Source organism: Lachnoclostridium phocaeense (genome assembly GCF_959599685.1).
Lineage (GTDB): Bacteria > Bacillota > Clostridia > Lachnospirales > Lachnospiraceae > Claveliimonas > Claveliimonas monacensis.
In genome coordinates this window covers 22653-38873 of record NZ_CAUGIN010000028.1, presented here as the reverse complement: position 1 = coordinate 38873, position 16221 = coordinate 22653, and the positions used below count along the sequence as shown (strand labels likewise).

The 16221-nt window shown below is 56.5% G+C and carries 10 protein-coding genes and 1 pseudogene; 1 reads left to right on the top strand and 10 read right to left on the bottom strand.

All coding sequences use genetic code 11. The annotated features are described in order from the left end of the window. Positions 1-116 precede the first annotated feature (116 nt). The 7 genes from Q5911_RS11855 to Q5911_RS11825 all read right to left on the bottom strand — a co-directional run bounded on the left by Q5911_RS11855 (position 117) and on the right by Q5911_RS11825 (position 12355). The gene (locus Q5911_RS11855) at positions 117-1496 is read right to left on the bottom strand and encodes a S1C family serine protease (protein ID WP_303183020.1); all 1380 of its coding nucleotides are present in this window, start codon (positions 1494-1496) and stop codon (positions 117-119) included. Between the two features lie 110 nt (positions 1497-1606). Beyond that, positions 1607-6001: an acyl-CoA dehydratase activase gene (locus Q5911_RS11850; protein WP_303183018.1), complete on the bottom strand. Its 4395-nt coding sequence runs from the start codon at positions 5999-6001 to the stop codon at positions 1607-1609. Positions 6002-6114: 113 nt separating this feature from the next. Continuing rightward, a complete protein-coding gene (locus Q5911_RS11845; RefSeq protein ID WP_303183015.1) occupies positions 6115-7161 on the bottom strand; it encodes an STAS-like domain-containing protein in 1047 nt (348 codons plus the stop codon). A 216-nt stretch (positions 7162-7377) separates the two neighbouring features. Further along, entirely contained in the window at positions 7378-8445 is a 1068-nt protein-coding gene (locus Q5911_RS11840; protein WP_303183012.1) for a uroporphyrinogen decarboxylase family protein, read from the bottom strand. A gap of 22 nt (positions 8446-8467) precedes the next feature. Further along, positions 8468-10666: an ASKHA domain-containing protein gene (locus tag Q5911_RS11835; protein WP_303183010.1), complete on the bottom strand. Its 2199-nt coding sequence runs from the start codon at positions 10664-10666 to the stop codon at positions 8468-8470. After that, on the bottom strand, positions 10666-11313 hold the full coding sequence (locus Q5911_RS11830; protein WP_303183008.1) for a cobalamin B12-binding domain-containing protein: 648 nt from the start codon (positions 11311-11313) through the stop codon (positions 10666-10668). The genes Q5911_RS11835 and Q5911_RS11830 overlap by 1 nt, the downstream gene beginning before the upstream one ends. 31 nt (positions 11314-11344) lie before the next feature. Beyond that, positions 11345-12355 carry a uroporphyrinogen decarboxylase family protein gene (locus Q5911_RS11825; protein WP_303183006.1) on the bottom strand — a complete coding sequence of 337 codons (1011 nt, stop codon included), beginning with the start codon at positions 12353-12355 and terminating at the stop codon, positions 11345-11347. 124 nt (positions 12356-12479) lie between these two features. On the opposite strand from Q5911_RS11825, the gene Q5911_RS11820 reads away from it, so the two are divergent. Then, positions 12480-13343 carry a helix-turn-helix transcriptional regulator gene (locus Q5911_RS11820; RefSeq protein ID WP_303183004.1) on the top strand — a complete coding sequence of 288 codons (864 nt, stop codon included), beginning with the start codon at positions 12480-12482 and terminating at the stop codon, positions 13341-13343. 7 nt (positions 13344-13350) lie between these two features. On the opposite strand, the pseudogene proC reads toward Q5911_RS11820, so the two are convergent. The 3 genes and pseudogenes from proC to Q5911_RS11805 all read right to left on the bottom strand — a co-directional run bounded on the left by proC (position 13351) and on the right by Q5911_RS11805 (position 16208). Then, positions 13351-14108: pseudogene (gene proC / locus Q5911_RS11815) on the bottom strand (pyrroline-5-carboxylate reductase). Between the two features lie 35 nt (positions 14109-14143). Beyond that, complete coding sequence (locus Q5911_RS11810; RefSeq protein ID WP_303183002.1) at positions 14144-15427, bottom strand: amidohydrolase; 1284 nt, start codon at positions 15425-15427, stop codon at positions 14144-14146. A 37-nt stretch (positions 15428-15464) separates the two neighbouring features. Continuing rightward, on the bottom strand, positions 15465-16208 hold the full coding sequence (locus Q5911_RS11805) for an L-2-amino-thiazoline-4-carboxylic acid hydrolase (protein ID WP_076778824.1): 744 nt from the start codon (positions 16206-16208) through the stop codon (positions 15465-15467). Positions 16209-16221 lie beyond the last annotated feature (13 nt).

The following is a 16221-nucleotide window of genomic DNA, read 5'->3' as shown; positions in this document are numbered from 1 at the left end:
AACTACGCCCCTTGTGGACTTTCACCACAGACTGACGGCATGCCCGTCATACCGCGAAAGCGGCCATGTCAAAGCATGGCCGCTTTTTCTGTTCGCCGGTGGCGGCTGATATTTAATTATTCACGCTGTGTCGTGGCTGTCTGGGCGTCGCTGGCAGATCCCAGTGTCACGCTCACTGTCTGTTCTTTGTACTCTCCCTGGTCTGTTCTCTGTACCGTCACTTCCACCGTCTCGCCGGCGGCGTAATACTGGAGCACATCCTGGAGCTGTGACATGCCGGTAATGGTGCGGCCGTCAAATCCTGTAATGATGTCCCCTGCCAGCATACCAGCCTGGGCAGCCGGCCCGTCTTCCACTACAGCCGACACAGCCACGCCTGTGGGCATACCGTACATCTGGGACGCCTCTGAGGATACGTCCGTCCCCTGGATACCCAGGTAGGATGCCTGGCTTTCATCCACTTTCTCCCGGGTAGTCTGGTTCATAAGATTCTGCAGACTCTCCTGGGCTTTGTTGATGGGGATGGCAAAGCCGATACCGTCAACTGTTGTGCCGGACTGTGTCGTGGAGCTCTTGGCCTGGTTGATGCCGATCAGTTCGCCTTTCATGTTCAGAAGGGCGCCGCCGCTGTTTCCGGAATTGATGGGCGCGTCGGTCTGGATCAGCCCGGTGTACGTATTTGTCGTTCCATTGTCACTGGAGATCTGCAGATTCCGGTCCAGGGCGCTTACATAGCCGCTTGTGACGGACTGCCCGTAACCCAGGGCGTTTCCGATGGCAACCACCTGCTCGCCCAGGACAAGCTCATCCGAGTCGCCGATGGTGGCTATCTTGATCTGTCCCATGGTGTCACTGGAAATATCCGACAGCTTCACCGCCACAACAGCCAGATCGTTGGTGGCGTCTGTCCCCTTGATCTGTCCTTCCACTGCCGTCTCATCCACAAATCCCACAGACAGGCTGTCTGCTCCTTCTACCACATGATTGTTGGTGGCGATGAGAAGTTCCGTGTCATTCTTTCCCACGATGACACCGGTTCCTGCTCCTTCCACCTCATACTCCTGGGTGCCGCCGAAGAAGCTCCTCATCTCCTCCACAGACATGGTGGAGATGGTGACAAGGGAGGGCATGGCATTCTCAGCCACCTGGGCCACGGTTCCCGTGCTGTCCGTGCTGTCCGTGCCGGACACGGTTTCTGTGTTGCTTATGCCGTTCTCCGCAGCTTTTCTGTTGTAGACCTGGCTGGCTGCCACATTCACCCCGAAGGCCGTGCCTCCTGCCACTGCGCCAAAGACCAGAGCCATGGCCACCAGCACGGCCCATCTCTTCTTCATGCTCATAGGGCCTTTAGGAGCCTTCCCTTCCTTCTTCGCTCTTTTCACCTTCCAGGAAGATTTCTTTTCTTCCCCCACAGGAACGATTTCAGAATAAGGCATCTGTCCGCCGTCTTCTGTCTTCTTATCCATATTTTCGTCTGTATATATTTCATCCATCATAGTCTCAGCCTCTTTCCTCCGTAAGAAATGATTTTTTTCTTTTTTACAAGACTGATTATAGAGCGATCCTGTGATGGAATTGTGAAGAACTTTTTATGTTTTTGTGTTTTTTAAGATGCCTCTTCCTTCTGCTGGTTCACATTCATCACCAGCATCTGGAGCCGGTTCTCGATGTTGGCAAAGCTGACGTCCGGATCGTAGTCCAGAGGCAGGATCTGCACGTCGGGATACAGCTCTTTCAGCTTCTTGGCAATGCCCCGCCCTACCACATGGTTAGGCAGGCAGCCGAAGGGCTGCAGGATGACAAAGGCCCGGCATCCCCGCTTTGCGTGGTGGAGGATCTCGCCGGAGATCAGCACGCCCTCCCCTGCGTCAAAGGTGTGATGGATGACCTGGTCGCTGTCTTTCACCATCTCCTCCATTCTGAGAGCAGGCTGGTAGAGAGGATGCTTTTTCGCGATCCGGTCTGTCATGTCGTGGGCAACGTCAAAGGCTTTGTTTGCCACATGATACCAGATCTTCTGGATGAGAGGACGCTTCAGGTGGTACTCCCTGTTCTGGCTGTCCTGGTAGAAATAGGTTTTCCGGATAACGTCCGTCATGCGGGCTTCTATGATCTCAAATCCGTTCTTCTCCAGGTAGTCCTCGATATCATGGTTGGCGCCGGGATGGAAATTCAGCAGGTACTCTCCAACGATCAGCACGCCCGGCCTGGGGCTGGTTCGGTCGTACTCTATCTGGTTCATAATATCCACGGCCTTCTTAAAGCCCCTCCTGGCGCCCGGGATGCCCTTTGTCTCCAGCCCTTCCACCACGGCGTCCAGGGCTTTCTCAAAGGCTGCGTCCGCGCTTCCTTTTACCTTCTCGTAGGGCCGGATCTTCCGCAGAAGCTCTTCCAGCACATCGATCATGGGAAGAGAGAAGGCGATCTTCAGGGAGGTGGAAAGGTTCATCTTAAATCCAGGATGCAGGTTGTGGGAGTCCGCATCATCATTGGTAAGAATGGGCACCTGGGAAAATCCCGCGTCATCCAGCGCTTTCCGAAGAAGGGCGCTGTAGTGGGTCAGACGGCAGTCGCCCACGTATTTGCCCATGGCGATCGCCGTGTGGTCCGGGTCGTACTTTCCGCTGCGGAGGGCCTCCAGGACCTCACCGATAACGATCTGGGCCGGGAAACAGATGTCGTTGTGGACATACTGCTTTCCAAGCCGGATGGCCTCCCCTCTTCCGATCTCCAGGGGCACGGTCTTCACGCCCTGCCCCGCAAAAGAGGCGGCCATGATCCGGCTGAAGGCGTGGGACGTGTTGGGCACCAGCACCACTTTGTCCGCCCTGTCCTTCTTTTCAAATTTCACTGGATAGGGGTCCTTAAGCTCCCTCGTCTCCAATCTTTTCTTTTTCTCTCTTCCCATGGCCACTGTCTCCAGGAAGGACCGGACGCGGATACGCAAGGGGCCCTGGATGTCGCTCTCGTCCAGCTTCAGGACAAGAGGGATTTTCCTGGATATCTCGTGCATCAGCCGGATGATCTCATCCGACAGGTAGGCGTCATGGCCGCAGCCAAAGCTCACCACCTGCACGTACTCCAGGCAGTCGCTCTGAGCCGCCAGAATAGCGGAGGAGAGCATCCTTGCGTGGAAGTTGTTGACAATGTCGATCCTGCTTTTACTGAGGTCCACATCCTCGATACCCGGAACCGAGTCCGCTGTCAGCACGGGAATTCCCATGGTGACAAACATCTCCGGCAGGTCGTGATTGACAAGGGCGTCGTTCTGATAAGGCCTGGACGCCAGGACAACAGCAAACTTCCCTTTCTCTTTCACTCTCTCAATGATGGCGGCTCCCTGCCTTTTCAGCTCTGCCCGGAAGCTCTCCTGGGCCTGCTCTCCCGCTGCAATAGCTTTCTTTGTCTCCGCCTCCGGTATCTGGAAATGCTCTTTCATATAGATGGTAAGCTGCCGGTCCCGGTCCTCTTTTGAGGGCCAGTGGAACAGCGGTTCGTCAAAGGGGATGCCGAACTGTCTCTTGGGGTTGTCCGAGTTTTTCACCACAATGGGATAGCCCTTCACCACGGCGCACATGGACTCGCTTGTCTTCTCCCTGTTCTCTGTGGGAATGGTGGTCACAGCGGGCATGAAGATGCGGTCCACCTTCTTCGCCGCCAGGTTCCGGAGATGTCCGTGTACCAGCTTGGCCGGGAAGCAGACGGTGTCCGAGGTAACAGCGGAAAGTCCCGACTCGTACATTTTTCTCGTGCTCATGTCCGAGAGCTGTACCTTGTACCCAAGGGCTTTCCAGAAGGTGCTCCAAAAAGGCATGAACTCCCAATTGGAGAGGACTCTGGGAAGGCCGATGGTGAGATCCCTCTTTACAGCCGGTTCCGGGCAGGGATAGTCTTTGAAGAGAAGCTCTTCCCTTCTTCTGTACATATTGGGCACTCTGTTGACTTTCTGGGTCTTCTCCCTGAGCTGTTTTCTTGCCTGGGCGTCCTCCGGTCTGCCCAGCACCTCTCCCCTCTCGCAGCGATTGTTTGTCACCCAGGAATTGCCGTTTGAGAAAGTGACAATGGTCCTGCGGCAGTGGTTGGTGCAGAAGGGACAGGGGGCGTTGGACTCCTGTGTGTAGGAGAAGTCGTCCAGGCTGTCCAGGTCGATGAAGGTGCGTTTTTCGGGCTCTCTTGCATGCCGCTCTTTGGCGATGAGGGCCACGCCCACTGCACCCATAAGACCTGGATAGGGGGCTCGGACAACCTGGCGGCCTGTGTACTCTTCCATGGCCCGCACAACGGCGTCATTTTCAAAGGTACCTCCCTGGACCACAATGCGCTCTCCCAGAGAGTCCAGGTTGGAGATACGGATCACCTTTGTAAATACATTCTCTATGATGGAGCGGCACAGTCCCGCCATGATGTCCTCCGGCAGGCGGCCGTTTCTCTGCTCGGTGATGATGCTGCTGTTCATAAAGACGGTGCAGCGGCTGCCCAGCTTGGCCGGGTGCTTTGAGGCAAAGGCTGCCTCCGCGATCTTTCTGGCCGGGATATGCAGGGAGGCGGCAAAGTTCTCAAGAAAGGAACCGCAGCCCGAGGAGCAGGCCTCATTGACCAGGATGTTGGTAATGATGCCGTTGTCCAGCCAGATGGCTTTCATATCCTGTCCGCCGATATCCAGAATGAAGGTGGCGTCTTTTACATATTTCTCTGCCGCCCGGGCGTGGGCCACCGTCTCCACGGTGTGGTACTCCGCCTGGAAGGCCTTGGCAAAGAGCTGCTCCCCGTAGCCGGTAGTGCCCACTGCCAGTATATTGAGGTCAATGTTTTCCTTTTTATAGCGGTCCCGCATCTGGATCATGGCTTTCTTGGCCACAAGAAGGGGCTCTCCCTCGTTGGGAGCATAGAAGGAGTCCAGGATTTCCTCCTTTTCATCCCTCAGCACAAACTTGGTGGTGGTGCTGCCGGAGTCAATGCCAAGGTACACGTTGACCTTCTCTCCCGGCCGGGGCTTCTTCCACTGTCTGGAGGCCTTCTCATGCCGTTTCTCAAAGGCAGCCTTCTCCTCCTCCGAGGCGAAGAAGGGACGGGCCTCCTCCCCCTGGCCGCTCTTTGCTTGAAAGGAAGGGCTGCGCAGTGTTTCCAGAAGCTCCCCGGTATCCAGGATCCGCCTCCTGTTTTCAAACATGCTCTCCAGAGAGATGGCCGCCCCGTAGGCCACCATCAGCTCGGGCCTCTCCGGAATGATCGCATCCTCTCCGGACAGCTTCAGTCTCTTTGCAAACACCTGTATAAGGGTGGGATTGAAGGTGAGGGGGCCTCCCTCAAAAGCCACCGGCTTTCTGATCTCCAGTCCCTGGGCCAGCCCGCCTATGGTCTGCTTGGCAATGGCGTGAAAAGAAGACAGGGCCAGATCCGCCCTGGCCACGCCCTGGTTCAGAAGGGGCTGGATGTCTGTCTTTGCGTAGACGCCGCACCGGCCGGAGATATCGTATGTAAATCCTCCCTTTTCCGCAAGGGCGTTCAGTTCCTCCACCGGCACCTTTAATATAGAAGCAACTTCATCAATGAAAGCTCCGGTGCCTCCCGCGCAGCTTCCGTTCATCCGCATGTCCGCCACATTCAGATCGCCTGTCTTCTCGTCTTTTCTGAAGAAGATGATCTTGGCGTCCTGGCCTCCCAGCTCGATGGCCGTGCGGACAGAGGGGTACTTTTTCCGAAGCGCCAGCGCATTGGCCGCCACCTCCTGTATAAAAGGGATTTTCAGCTTCTCCGCAATGGGCTTTGCACCCGATCCTGTCAGCGCAGGCTCGATCTTCACCCCCGGGAATTTCTCCTGGAAGCCCTCCAGCACACGAATGATGCTCTGCACCTGGTTGGCATGATGTCTTCTGTAATCCGAGTAGACCACTTCCCCGTTTTCCGGGTCCACGGCCGCAATCTTAGTCGTCGTCGATCCAACGTCAATCCCGGCAAGAAACACCTTGCCGGGCTGGATTTCCACAAGTTCCTGATCCATCCATCTTCCCTGCCTTCTCTTTAGTTCTTAGTGATGTCATGGCTTCTCTATTTTCAGTTTTTTGCAATTTTAGGGCGGCTGCCGCGTAAAGATTCACGCTGCGCAGCCGCCGGCTAGCGCCTCACATGCCGGATCATCCCCTGCACAGAAGCATTCGCATTGACCACGGTCAGCGTAATATCCGGGTGACGGTTCTGGAACACGCGGAACACCTCGTCCGCAAAGCCCTGCCCCATAAAGTCTATCCCTCTGAAGTCAAAGACAACCTCCTTGAATTCATCCAGCCTGCGCAGGATACGCCTGGCCTGGGATCTGGCCACCGGATCTCCCAGCGGGCACATCTCCCGCAGAAGGATCTCCGTCTTCACGAACCCCTCCTCCAGAGGCGCATATGTGTCAAATACTTCCCTGGATGTGCGCTTTGTATCATTGTCCAGTTTCATCACTGCCATAGTTCCTATCCCCTCCAGTCTTGTATAATAGGAAATCAGATGGGACTGCACAAATCTGTGTCTGTCGCCGCACCGGTAGGCATAGACCGTATTTTCTGACCATATAGCGAACTGCGCCAGCATTTTTGACACAAAAAAGATGCCCTCCCCGGAGTGCCCTTCCGGGTTCGTTGTCAGCTTTCCCTTGTACAGCTCCAGAGCCGCCTGGGCGCTGTCCAGAGTGATGCCTTCCCTCTCCCGCATGTACCTTTGTATGTTCCGGAAGATCCCTGTCCCGTTATCTGTAATAGAAATCTCTGTATACAGAGGGTCCTGCCGCAGGGCGAAAAGAATCCTGCTGCCCCCGGAATGTTCAATGGCGTTATTCATGATCTCTGTAAACGCATAGTACCAGATATCCTTTGCGTTGTCAGACAGCCCGTCCAGGTGCGGGTGGATGTACTCCCAGAAAATGCTGTCCTCCTCAAGCTCTCCGTCATTTTTCAGTTCCCAGTTCTCCGAGACCGTGCGCAGCTTCCAGCCTGCAGGCAAGCTCTCATCTTCCTCCAGAATTCCCTCCTTTGCGCACTCCTTGACGTACCGGCGCACCGATGTCTCGGAAATACCAAAATTCTCCGCCGTCCTCTTGAGGAAATCACTGCAGCCGTCTCGGATCTTGTCCATCATATACCTTCTGATGGCGTCTCTTTTCGCTTCTGTAAACGACATATTTTCCACCTTATTCTTGAAATATAAAACTATAACTTCTATTTATCATACTATAGCACATTTCAAGACCCGGAACAAGCAATGTTTCCTTTATCTGTTCATTTTCCTGGCCATCTCCAGATATGTCCGGCAGTTCTGGTGACTGTGATCCAGCCCAAGGCCCTTCTCAAAGGCCCCGCAGGCCTTCCGGGAGCCTTTACGCGCTCCGTCTATGTTTTACTTTTTCTTATACTCCCTGCATGCCTCCGCGTAGGCCAGGATGTTGGCCCAGGGCACTTCCGGCTCCAGCAGGTGGGTGGGGGCCACCATAAGGCCTCCCTTCTCTCCGGCAATGTCCAGGTTTCCCCACACATTTTCCTTCACTTCTTCCGGCGTCCCGAAAGGCATGACTGTCTGTGTGCCGATGGTACCGTGGAAGGAGATCCTGTCCCCGTATTTTTCATAGATCTCTTTAAACTCCATGCACTCTGCCTGGATAGGATTGAGTACATCAATGCCTGCGTCGATAAGGTAGTGGATAAAGGGCTCAATGTAACCGCAGGAGTGGTAGATGACGATGATGTCCGGCCGCACTTCCTTCACTTTTGAGATAAGCCGCTTCAGCCTGGGATAGAGCCACTGGCTGTACATCTCCTCGCTCATCATGATGCTGTGCTGCATGCCGATGTCGTCTCCCAGGTAAAGGATATCTACTCCCGCCTTTGCGTAGATCAGCGCCCGGTCTGTGGACATCTTCTCCACCATGTCAAAGACAGCCTCCGCCAGCTCCTCGTCGCTTAACATGTCCATCATGAGATTTTCCATGCCCCGGATATACCAGGCGGTCTCCCAGATGGTGCACTGCATGTTTCCCACAGAGGCCAGCCCCTTTTCATGGAGCTCCTTCACTCTGTCCTTCACCCATGCATTTTTCTCCTCCGTGTAGACCGGGATGGGGTAGCTTTCTATCTCCTCCACCTCTTCTGCGTCCTCCAGCGGGTGGAGCATCTTTGTCATATGCATGGAGGTGGGACTGGACTCGTGGCCCACTCCCCACTCGTCGATCTCCATATTGTCCTTGATCTCATCATAGTAGGGGTAAAACCTGGTGATATCCGTATCCTCCGGGATCAGCTCACCTACCCGGCGCCAGGGCATCCCGAAATACTCCATATAGTCGGCGCCCGGCCCTCCGATCTCCTCCTGGAAACTCTTTTCCAGGCTGGGGCAGAGCATGAACTCCACAGGCACGGTCTCGTAGCCTTCCCTTCTCAGCAAATGAAGCAGATTTTCTCTTGGCGTCATTCTTTTCACCTTTCCTTCTTTTTTATTCTTCGTCTTCCCCGAAGTACATATATTCCATATAAAGCTGCTGGAAGTTCCGGTCTGTGGACAGGGAGATCTCCCGGACCTTTCCGGCAATCTCATCCACAGCGGCCCCTCCGTCTGCCTCTCTCAGATACCGCAGCGCCCCCTCAAGGGACGTATTTCCCGCAGGGCGGGCTTTCCCCACACAGTCCTGGGGCAGAAGTCCGATGCCTGCTGCCTTCTCCATATCCAGCTGGCAGCCAAATCCTCCGGCAATGTAGAATGCATCCACATCCCGGGCCTCTATGCCGTATGTAATAAGGAGGGTCTCAAGTCCGGCCCGCACCGCCGCCTTGGCAAGCTGGATCTCCCGGATATCTTTCTGGAAAATCCGTATCTTCCCCTCCCCATCCAGGGGAAATCCCTCCTCATCCCAGGGCTCTTCCAGCCGCCCGGTCTCATCCAGGATCCCGGCCTCCATCATCTCGTACACAGCCTCGATGATACCGGTGCCGCAGATCCCCACAGGTGCTCCGCCGCCGATGGTCTGAAGCTCCATCTGCTGTCCGTTCCACCGGGCACCGCAGATGGCCCCCAGTATGCTTCCGGTGCCGCAGATGATATTGCCTCCCTCAAAGGCAGGGCCTGCGGCTGCGGAGGCGGCCAGGATCCGGTCCTTGTTCCCCACCGCCATCTCCCCGTTGGTCCCCAGGTCCACAAGAACGCTAACTTCCTCTTTTCTGTGGAAATCCAGGGCATAGAGCCCGGCAGTGATATCTCCTCCAATATAGGCCGACACTCCTGGGAAAATGGACACGTCAAAGTTCTCTGCCGCCTCCCCCAGCAGCGCCAGCTCGCCTGTCTCGATCCGCTCTGTGGAGCAGGGCGTAAAGGGATAGACCCCCAGGGAATGACAGGGGTATCCCATCAGCAGATGGACCATGGTGGTATTGGCTCCGATGACCATCCGCTCTACAGGTTCCTTCCCGCCCTCCGTCAGGCGGGCCAGTCCTTCCCGCAGGACATCCCGGATGCAGGTCTGCATCTCCTTTGCCTTTCCCTCGTCCGCCGCCTGGATCCGGCTGATAACGTCCGCCCCGTACTGCCGCTGGGTGTTAAGAGACGTGTAGATCCGAGGCCTCTCCCCCGTCTCCAGGTCCGCCAGCTCCATGGCCACGGTGGTGGTTCCGATATCGACAGCCACGCCCTTCCTGCCGGCCTTTCCTGCGCTCTTACGTTCCAGGCTTTCCTCCCCGGCTTTTTCCCGGCTGCCGGGAATATAGAAGGCATCCTCCCGGGCTTCCTTAAGCCGGATCACGCAATCTCCCGCAGGATGGGCCCGGCAGGCCAGGCGCACGCCTCTCTCCAGCTCTTCTTCGGAGAAATGGCTCCGGTCCGCCTCTGTCACGGCCAGCTCACCCTTTACAAGGCAGACCCGGCACTTCCCGCAGGTGCCTCTCCCGCCGCAGGGGACATCCAGATAAATCCCCCACGCCCGCAGCGTCTCCAGAATGCTCTCTCCTGCCTGCACGTGGCCTTGGATCCGTCTTTTCTTTTGTCCGCCCCTGTCCATTGTCTCCACCTCAAGAACAGGGGGACGGCCCTTCCGCATCCGACAGGAAGTGTCGGGACATCCGCTGCAGTCATGTTCCCAGAAAAACTGATCCCTGTCCCTGGTAAGGAGAAAGACCTGGCAGGCGCTTTTTACCGGCCGGTACATAAGGCCTTCCGTGATCTCCATGCCCCCCTCTCCGGCGCCGGAGACCTGGAGGGCTTTCCTCTGGATCTCCATGGAGGCGTCCTGGGGCGCCTCCAGACGCCGTCTGATCCCCAGGCCCTGCTGCCTGCACAGCCCCAGGACAGGCTCCCGAAGCTGCCGGTCCATCTGAAACAGACAGTGATCCGCAATGGCATCTGCCAGCATGGCCTTCACACAGTCTCCCTCTCTGAAAAGCTCCCCGGACCAGCCGCTGAGCGTTTCCCCCACTGTGATGATGACGTACAGGGCCTCCTGGCCTTCTTCCGCCTCTTCCTCATAAAGGACGCCTTCCGTGTCCCCCACACCCAGAAACGCCTGCGGCTCCAACCGCTCAAAGGCTTCCGGGAGCATCTCCTCCAGCTCTTCTGCCAGTTCCCCGCCAAGAGTGCTTTTGTGCCCGTCCAGCAGACGGCAGACCTCCTCAGCTGAAATACTGATGTGAAAATCCGTGTACCGCATTACGCACTCTTCTTTTCCAGGACCACGCTTCTGGCTGTCTCTGCCGCGGAAGCCGCATCCGGCGTGTAGTAGTCTGCCCCGATCTGCCGGGCAAAGTCATCTGTGACAGGGGCGCCGCCGATCATGACAATATACTTTTCCCGAAGTCCCCGCTCTTTTAAGCGGTCAATGCAGGCCTGCATCTGACAAATGGTGGTACTTAAAAGGGCTGACATACCGATGACGTCCGCGTGCATCTCCTCCGCCTTGTCAATAAAGGCGTCTGAGCTGACATCCACGCCCAGGTCACAGACTTCAAATCCGGCCCCCTTGAACATCATGCAGACCAGATTTTTGCCGATATCGTGCAGATCTCCCTGGACAGTTCCAATGACAGCCCGGCCTACCGGTTCATTTCCGACCTCCACCAGCTTTGGCTCCAGGATGGAGAGCCCGGCGTTCATGGCACGGGCAGCCACCAGCACCTCCGGCACGAACACCTCGTTGTTCTTGAATTTTCCCCCAATGATCATCATGCCCGAGAGCAGTCCCTCGTTTAAGATCTCTTTCGGGTCCACTCCCTCGTCCAGTGCCTGCTGCACCAGCGCCTTCACTTTCTTAGCCTTTCCTTTCTGCAGAAGTTCCGACATTTCCTGTAAAAGTTCCATCTCTTTATTCTCCTCTCTGTTCTATACCCTCTTACGCTTTCCCGTAAAATGTTTCTGCCGCATCAAAAAATGCCTGCAGGTTCTCAAGGGGTGTCACCGGCGGGATATCACATCCGCTGGAGAGCAGGAAGTTGTCATATTTCCCACAGGTTTCCAGAAGCTCTGTCACGGCATGTTTTACTGCCTCCGGTGTGCCGCTGCGCAGGATCCCCACCGGATCGATGTTTCCAAGCACCAGCCTGTCTGCCGGCATCTGCTTCAGCACCGTCTCCATATTCACCGCGTTCCCGAAACTGTATCCGTGTGCCGGGATATCTGCGATGTCCCCAAGAAGGGGTTCCACCATGCCGCAGTTGTGATAGATCATCACAAGCCCTGCCTCCTCTGCCGCCTGGCAGATCCTTTTCACATACGGCACAGAGAACTCTCTGAAAAGCCCCGGAGAGAGAAGTCCGGCTGCCGGTTCTGCCATGACAATACCGTGGGCTCCTGCCTCCTTAAAAGCTCTGGCGTAATCGCAGAGAAATCCTGTCACCTTCTCCAGCACTGTCTCCACCATCTCCGGCTCCTCGTAGCAGAGGATCATGATCTCTGTCATGTCCAGAAGCCGTCCGGCCAGGGAGTAAGGGCCGATCATGCCTGCAAATACAGGCCTGTGCTCTGTCACTTCTGCAATCTTCCGGATGCCTTCCAGGCACTCCCCGGTCCTGCCTGCCCCCACTTCCGGCACCTGCAGTGCCTCCGCCTCTTCTTCCTCCTGGATGATGGCTGCCGTCACAGTAGGCACCTCCTGGCTGCTGTAGCGCACCGGACTTCCGAAAGCCTCCGCCTCCACGGACAGATCCATCAGTCCCAGCACGGCTGCCATGTCAAATCTGTCCGCAACCGCCTTCATGCACTCCGCCTGCAGCTGGCCGCTCCTTACTGTCTCCTCCACTGTGTGTCCCATGATCTGGATGCCCGGAAAGGAAAGCACCGGAAGAGGCCTTTTCCTGCCCTGGCGGATCATATCCTGCACCCATCTTGTCCTGTCAAAATCCATCTTTGTTTCCTGCTCCTTTTCTTTTTTTATCATTATTTACATTTTATCCGCCGGATGCTATGATCTACATGTCTGTTATGGTAGAAAAAATGTCATATCTGGTAAAAGAAGGGAGGGTTTTTCATTGCTCCGCATCCCAAAGGAACTTTTCGTCACCAGGTCCGTCCACAGAACGCTGGGACTGGACCCCAACAACTCCATCCTAAGCTGTGGATTTATCCACCACACCCGCCATCTCCCCCAGAATGAAAATCTGGTTTTTAAATACTATGGCGCCCTTCTTCTCCTTAGCGGGGAGGGCACTTACATGGACAGGGACGGAAAAAGCACCCGGATCTATCCCGGATGCTTTATACAGCGTATTCCCTATGTCCGCCATTCCACCATCACAAAGGAGGACGGGAAATGGCTGGAGTTTTTTGTCTGTTTTGGGTATGAGACCTACCGGACCCTCACCCACATGGGGCTCCTCCAGGACCATCCGGTCCTCTGCCCGGGTCTTAACCAGTCCCTTCTGGACCGGTGCCTTTTGTTCTACGACCACCTGGAACACTCCTCCCCGGAGCAGCTTCCCTACCTGCTTCTGGAGGCTCAGCAGCTCGTCTTCGGCATCTATGACATGCACAGGAAGCAGAGTCTCCACCCATCTGTGCGCAGTCTCCTGTACCAGGCAAGAGACCTCCTTGGAAGCGGGCAGATCCCGGACGACAGCTGCCGGGGCACGGCAGAGTATCTGGGGCTTGGATATGAGAATTTCCGGAAGCTGTTCCGCCAGGAATTCCAGATCCCTCCCCACACCTACCTCATACAGAAGCGTCTGAACAACGCCAAGGAGCTTCTCCTGCAGGACGATCTGTCCGTGCAGGAGATCGCCGCGCGGACAGGGTATCCGGACAGCTTCTCCTTCTCCAAGCAGTTCAAAAAGTACACCACCCTGACGCCCCGCCAGTTCCGGGCCCTGCACCAGGTGCCCGGGGCGGGCAAATAGCTTTGTCTTACAGCTTTTTCGACTTCTCTGTGGCTGCGTTGACGCACGCCATGACCGTTCCTCTCATGCCGCCTTTTTCCAGCATCTCGCAGCCTTCGATGGTGGTTCCTCCGGGGAAGTGACCATATCTTTGAGCTGGCCCGGATGTATATCCATATCAAGGATCATCTTCGCCGTGCCAAGGCATGTCTGCGCTGCCAGGCGGTAGGCTGTAGCCCGGGGAAGTCCCTGCTTCACGCCACCGTCAGCCATGGCTTCAATGAACATGGCCGCGTAGGCCGGACCGCCGCCGCTCAGGCCGCAAACTGCATCGATAAGTTTCTCCGGCACCTGTTCCACGACGCCGATGGAGCTAAAGAGCTCCTCCGCTGCAGTCATCTCGTCCGCAGTCAGGTCATTGTCAGAGCAGAGGGCGAAAGCCCCTTCAAATACCATGGCAGGCGCGTTTGGCATGGTACGCAGAATGTGCGGGCATCCTTTGATCATCCCCCGCAATCTCTCCGCCGTGACGCCTGCCACGATGGAGATGACTGCCTTGCCGTCCAGGGCATCCTGGCACTGAGCCAGCGTCTGCTCTGCATACTGAGGTTTCACTGCCAGCAGGATCAGGTCGCTGTTCCGGCACACATCCGCACAGTCTGCCCCAAGGCTCACGCCCCATCCCTCTGCCTTCTCCATCGCTGCGGGGCTGACATCGTAGACCATGGCATTTTCTTTTGCCAGCACCCCGCTCTTAAGAGCGCCGTGGAGGATGGCTCCTCCCATGTTTCCGCATCCGATCCATCCGATTTTCTTTGTGATCATAGTATCATTCCCTCCTGATTCTTTTTTGTCCTTTTTTCAAAATAATTTTTTTCGGTATTCCTTTCCATCCACAGCTTCGTTCCCTCCGCCATGCACCGGGCCGCGTACAGCATGCCCTTCTGGCCGATACTCATCCCTGCCTGCCGGGCTGCTGCCCAGTGGTGGAGGGGCGTTCCCCTGCACATGGTGGCAGCGCTGAGGGTGATGAGGGGAACCGTGTGGCTCACTTCCGCAGCGTCTGTCCCGATGGAGATGGGCACCGGCTCATCCTCTAAAGGCTCCAGCCCCCGGAAGTACTCTCCGCCATTGTCCAGCCCCGCCTCCTGGCTGATCCGGCCAGCAAACTCCAGTTCCTCTTCTGTGTACACCGGCGTGGGGACCTTAGTCATAGCCTCATAATACAGTTCTGTCAGTCCCCGGTCGATCTTCATCTCTCTGCAGCTTGCCACCAGCTCGATCTCCACCGTGGTCCCTGTCATAAGAGCCGCTCCCCTGGCACAGTCATCCACCCGCCGGGAGGCGTCCTCCGTCCTCGCCCGCAAGCTGGAGCGGATAAAATAATTGGTCTTCGCCAGATCCGGGACTACATTGGCCGGCTGTCCGTTGTCTCTGTAGGCATAGTGCATCCGCACATCTGTGGGCACATGCTCCCGCAGATAGTTGACGCCCACATTCATAAGCTCCGCCGCATCCAGGGCGCTCCTGCCATCCTCCGGGGACCGGGAAGCGTGGGCGCTTACCCCGTGAAATGTGTAGTTCTTGATGTCCTGGGCCTGCCAGATGTCATTGCTGACCCGGTTTCTGTCAAAGGGATGCCATGTCACCGCAATATCCAGATCGTCAAAAACCCCAGCCTGATTCATAGCGATCTTTCCGGACATGATCTCCTCTGCCGGGCATCCGTATACCCGCAGCGTCCCCGGCGCGCCTGTCTTTTCCATATCCGCCTTCAGGGCGCAGGCTGCCGCTGCAGCCCCGGCGCCAAGCAAGTTGTGTCCGCAGGCGTGGCCCAGCTCCGGCAGGGCATCATACTCTGCCAGGAACCCGATGCGCGGCCTCCCTTCTCCCCAGACAGCGGTAAACGCAGTGTCTATCCCCGCTGTCTTCTCCTCCACCTGGAAACCATTTTTCTCCAAAAAGGCGGCCAGGCAGGCGCTGGAAAGCTCTTCTTTGTAGGCGGTCTCCGGGTGCTGGAAAATATAGTCCGCAGTCCGGATCACATCTTCCCGGTGATCCGCCAGCCAGACTGCGATCCGATTCTCCTTCTCTATATGGTCCATATCCCTCTCCTTTCTCTTCTACAACTCACTTCTATTCTCATTCTTTGAGCGGGCCCTCCGGAAACGCTCCCTCCGGGTAGATCTCCTCCTGCGGGACTCGCTCCAGCACGTCCAGATACTCCCTGCCGAACATGCCGGCAAACTCTGCCAGCGCCATGTCCACAGCCTTCTGTCCGTCTTCACCCAAATCCTGAATGAGCGTGCGGCTGATGGCAGCCTTTATGTGGGCCGTGTGGAACGTAAAATCTTTCATACAGGAAGTGCCCAGCTCCCTCTTCTTGGCCGCCAGAGCCTCATTTTCCACCGGTGTCAGGGCACACCCCCAGTCAAACTCACAGCGCTGCCCGCCCCAGCTCATGGGTTCTGTCATCTGAGTACAGACATAGGTGTCCTGATAGCCCTGGTACACCGCATTGTCCACATTGACACAGTAGAGTTTCCCGTACTCCGTAAGGCCATGCTTCTTCCATGCGTCACACCAGGCGCATTTTGAGATGTACGTCCGAAGGGCAGGCTGGATGCCGATCTGTCCGAATTCCATCTGTCCGTCGTAATCCGGCTTCCACTCCCCGTAGGCCTGGTTCGTCAACGTGTTTATCTCATCTCCCCGCTGGCGGGCGTTCCAGGCCATCCGGCGTCCGCGCTCCTTCCCGTAGATGGTCATGCCTTTAAGGATGGACTCTCTCCCCCTTTCCCCGCACAGTTCCACCCCATGTTTGGCCATAAGGGCAAACAGCACTGCGTGGTGTTCAATACAGCAGCATACCGTTTCTTTTGACATTTCTTCTTCTCCT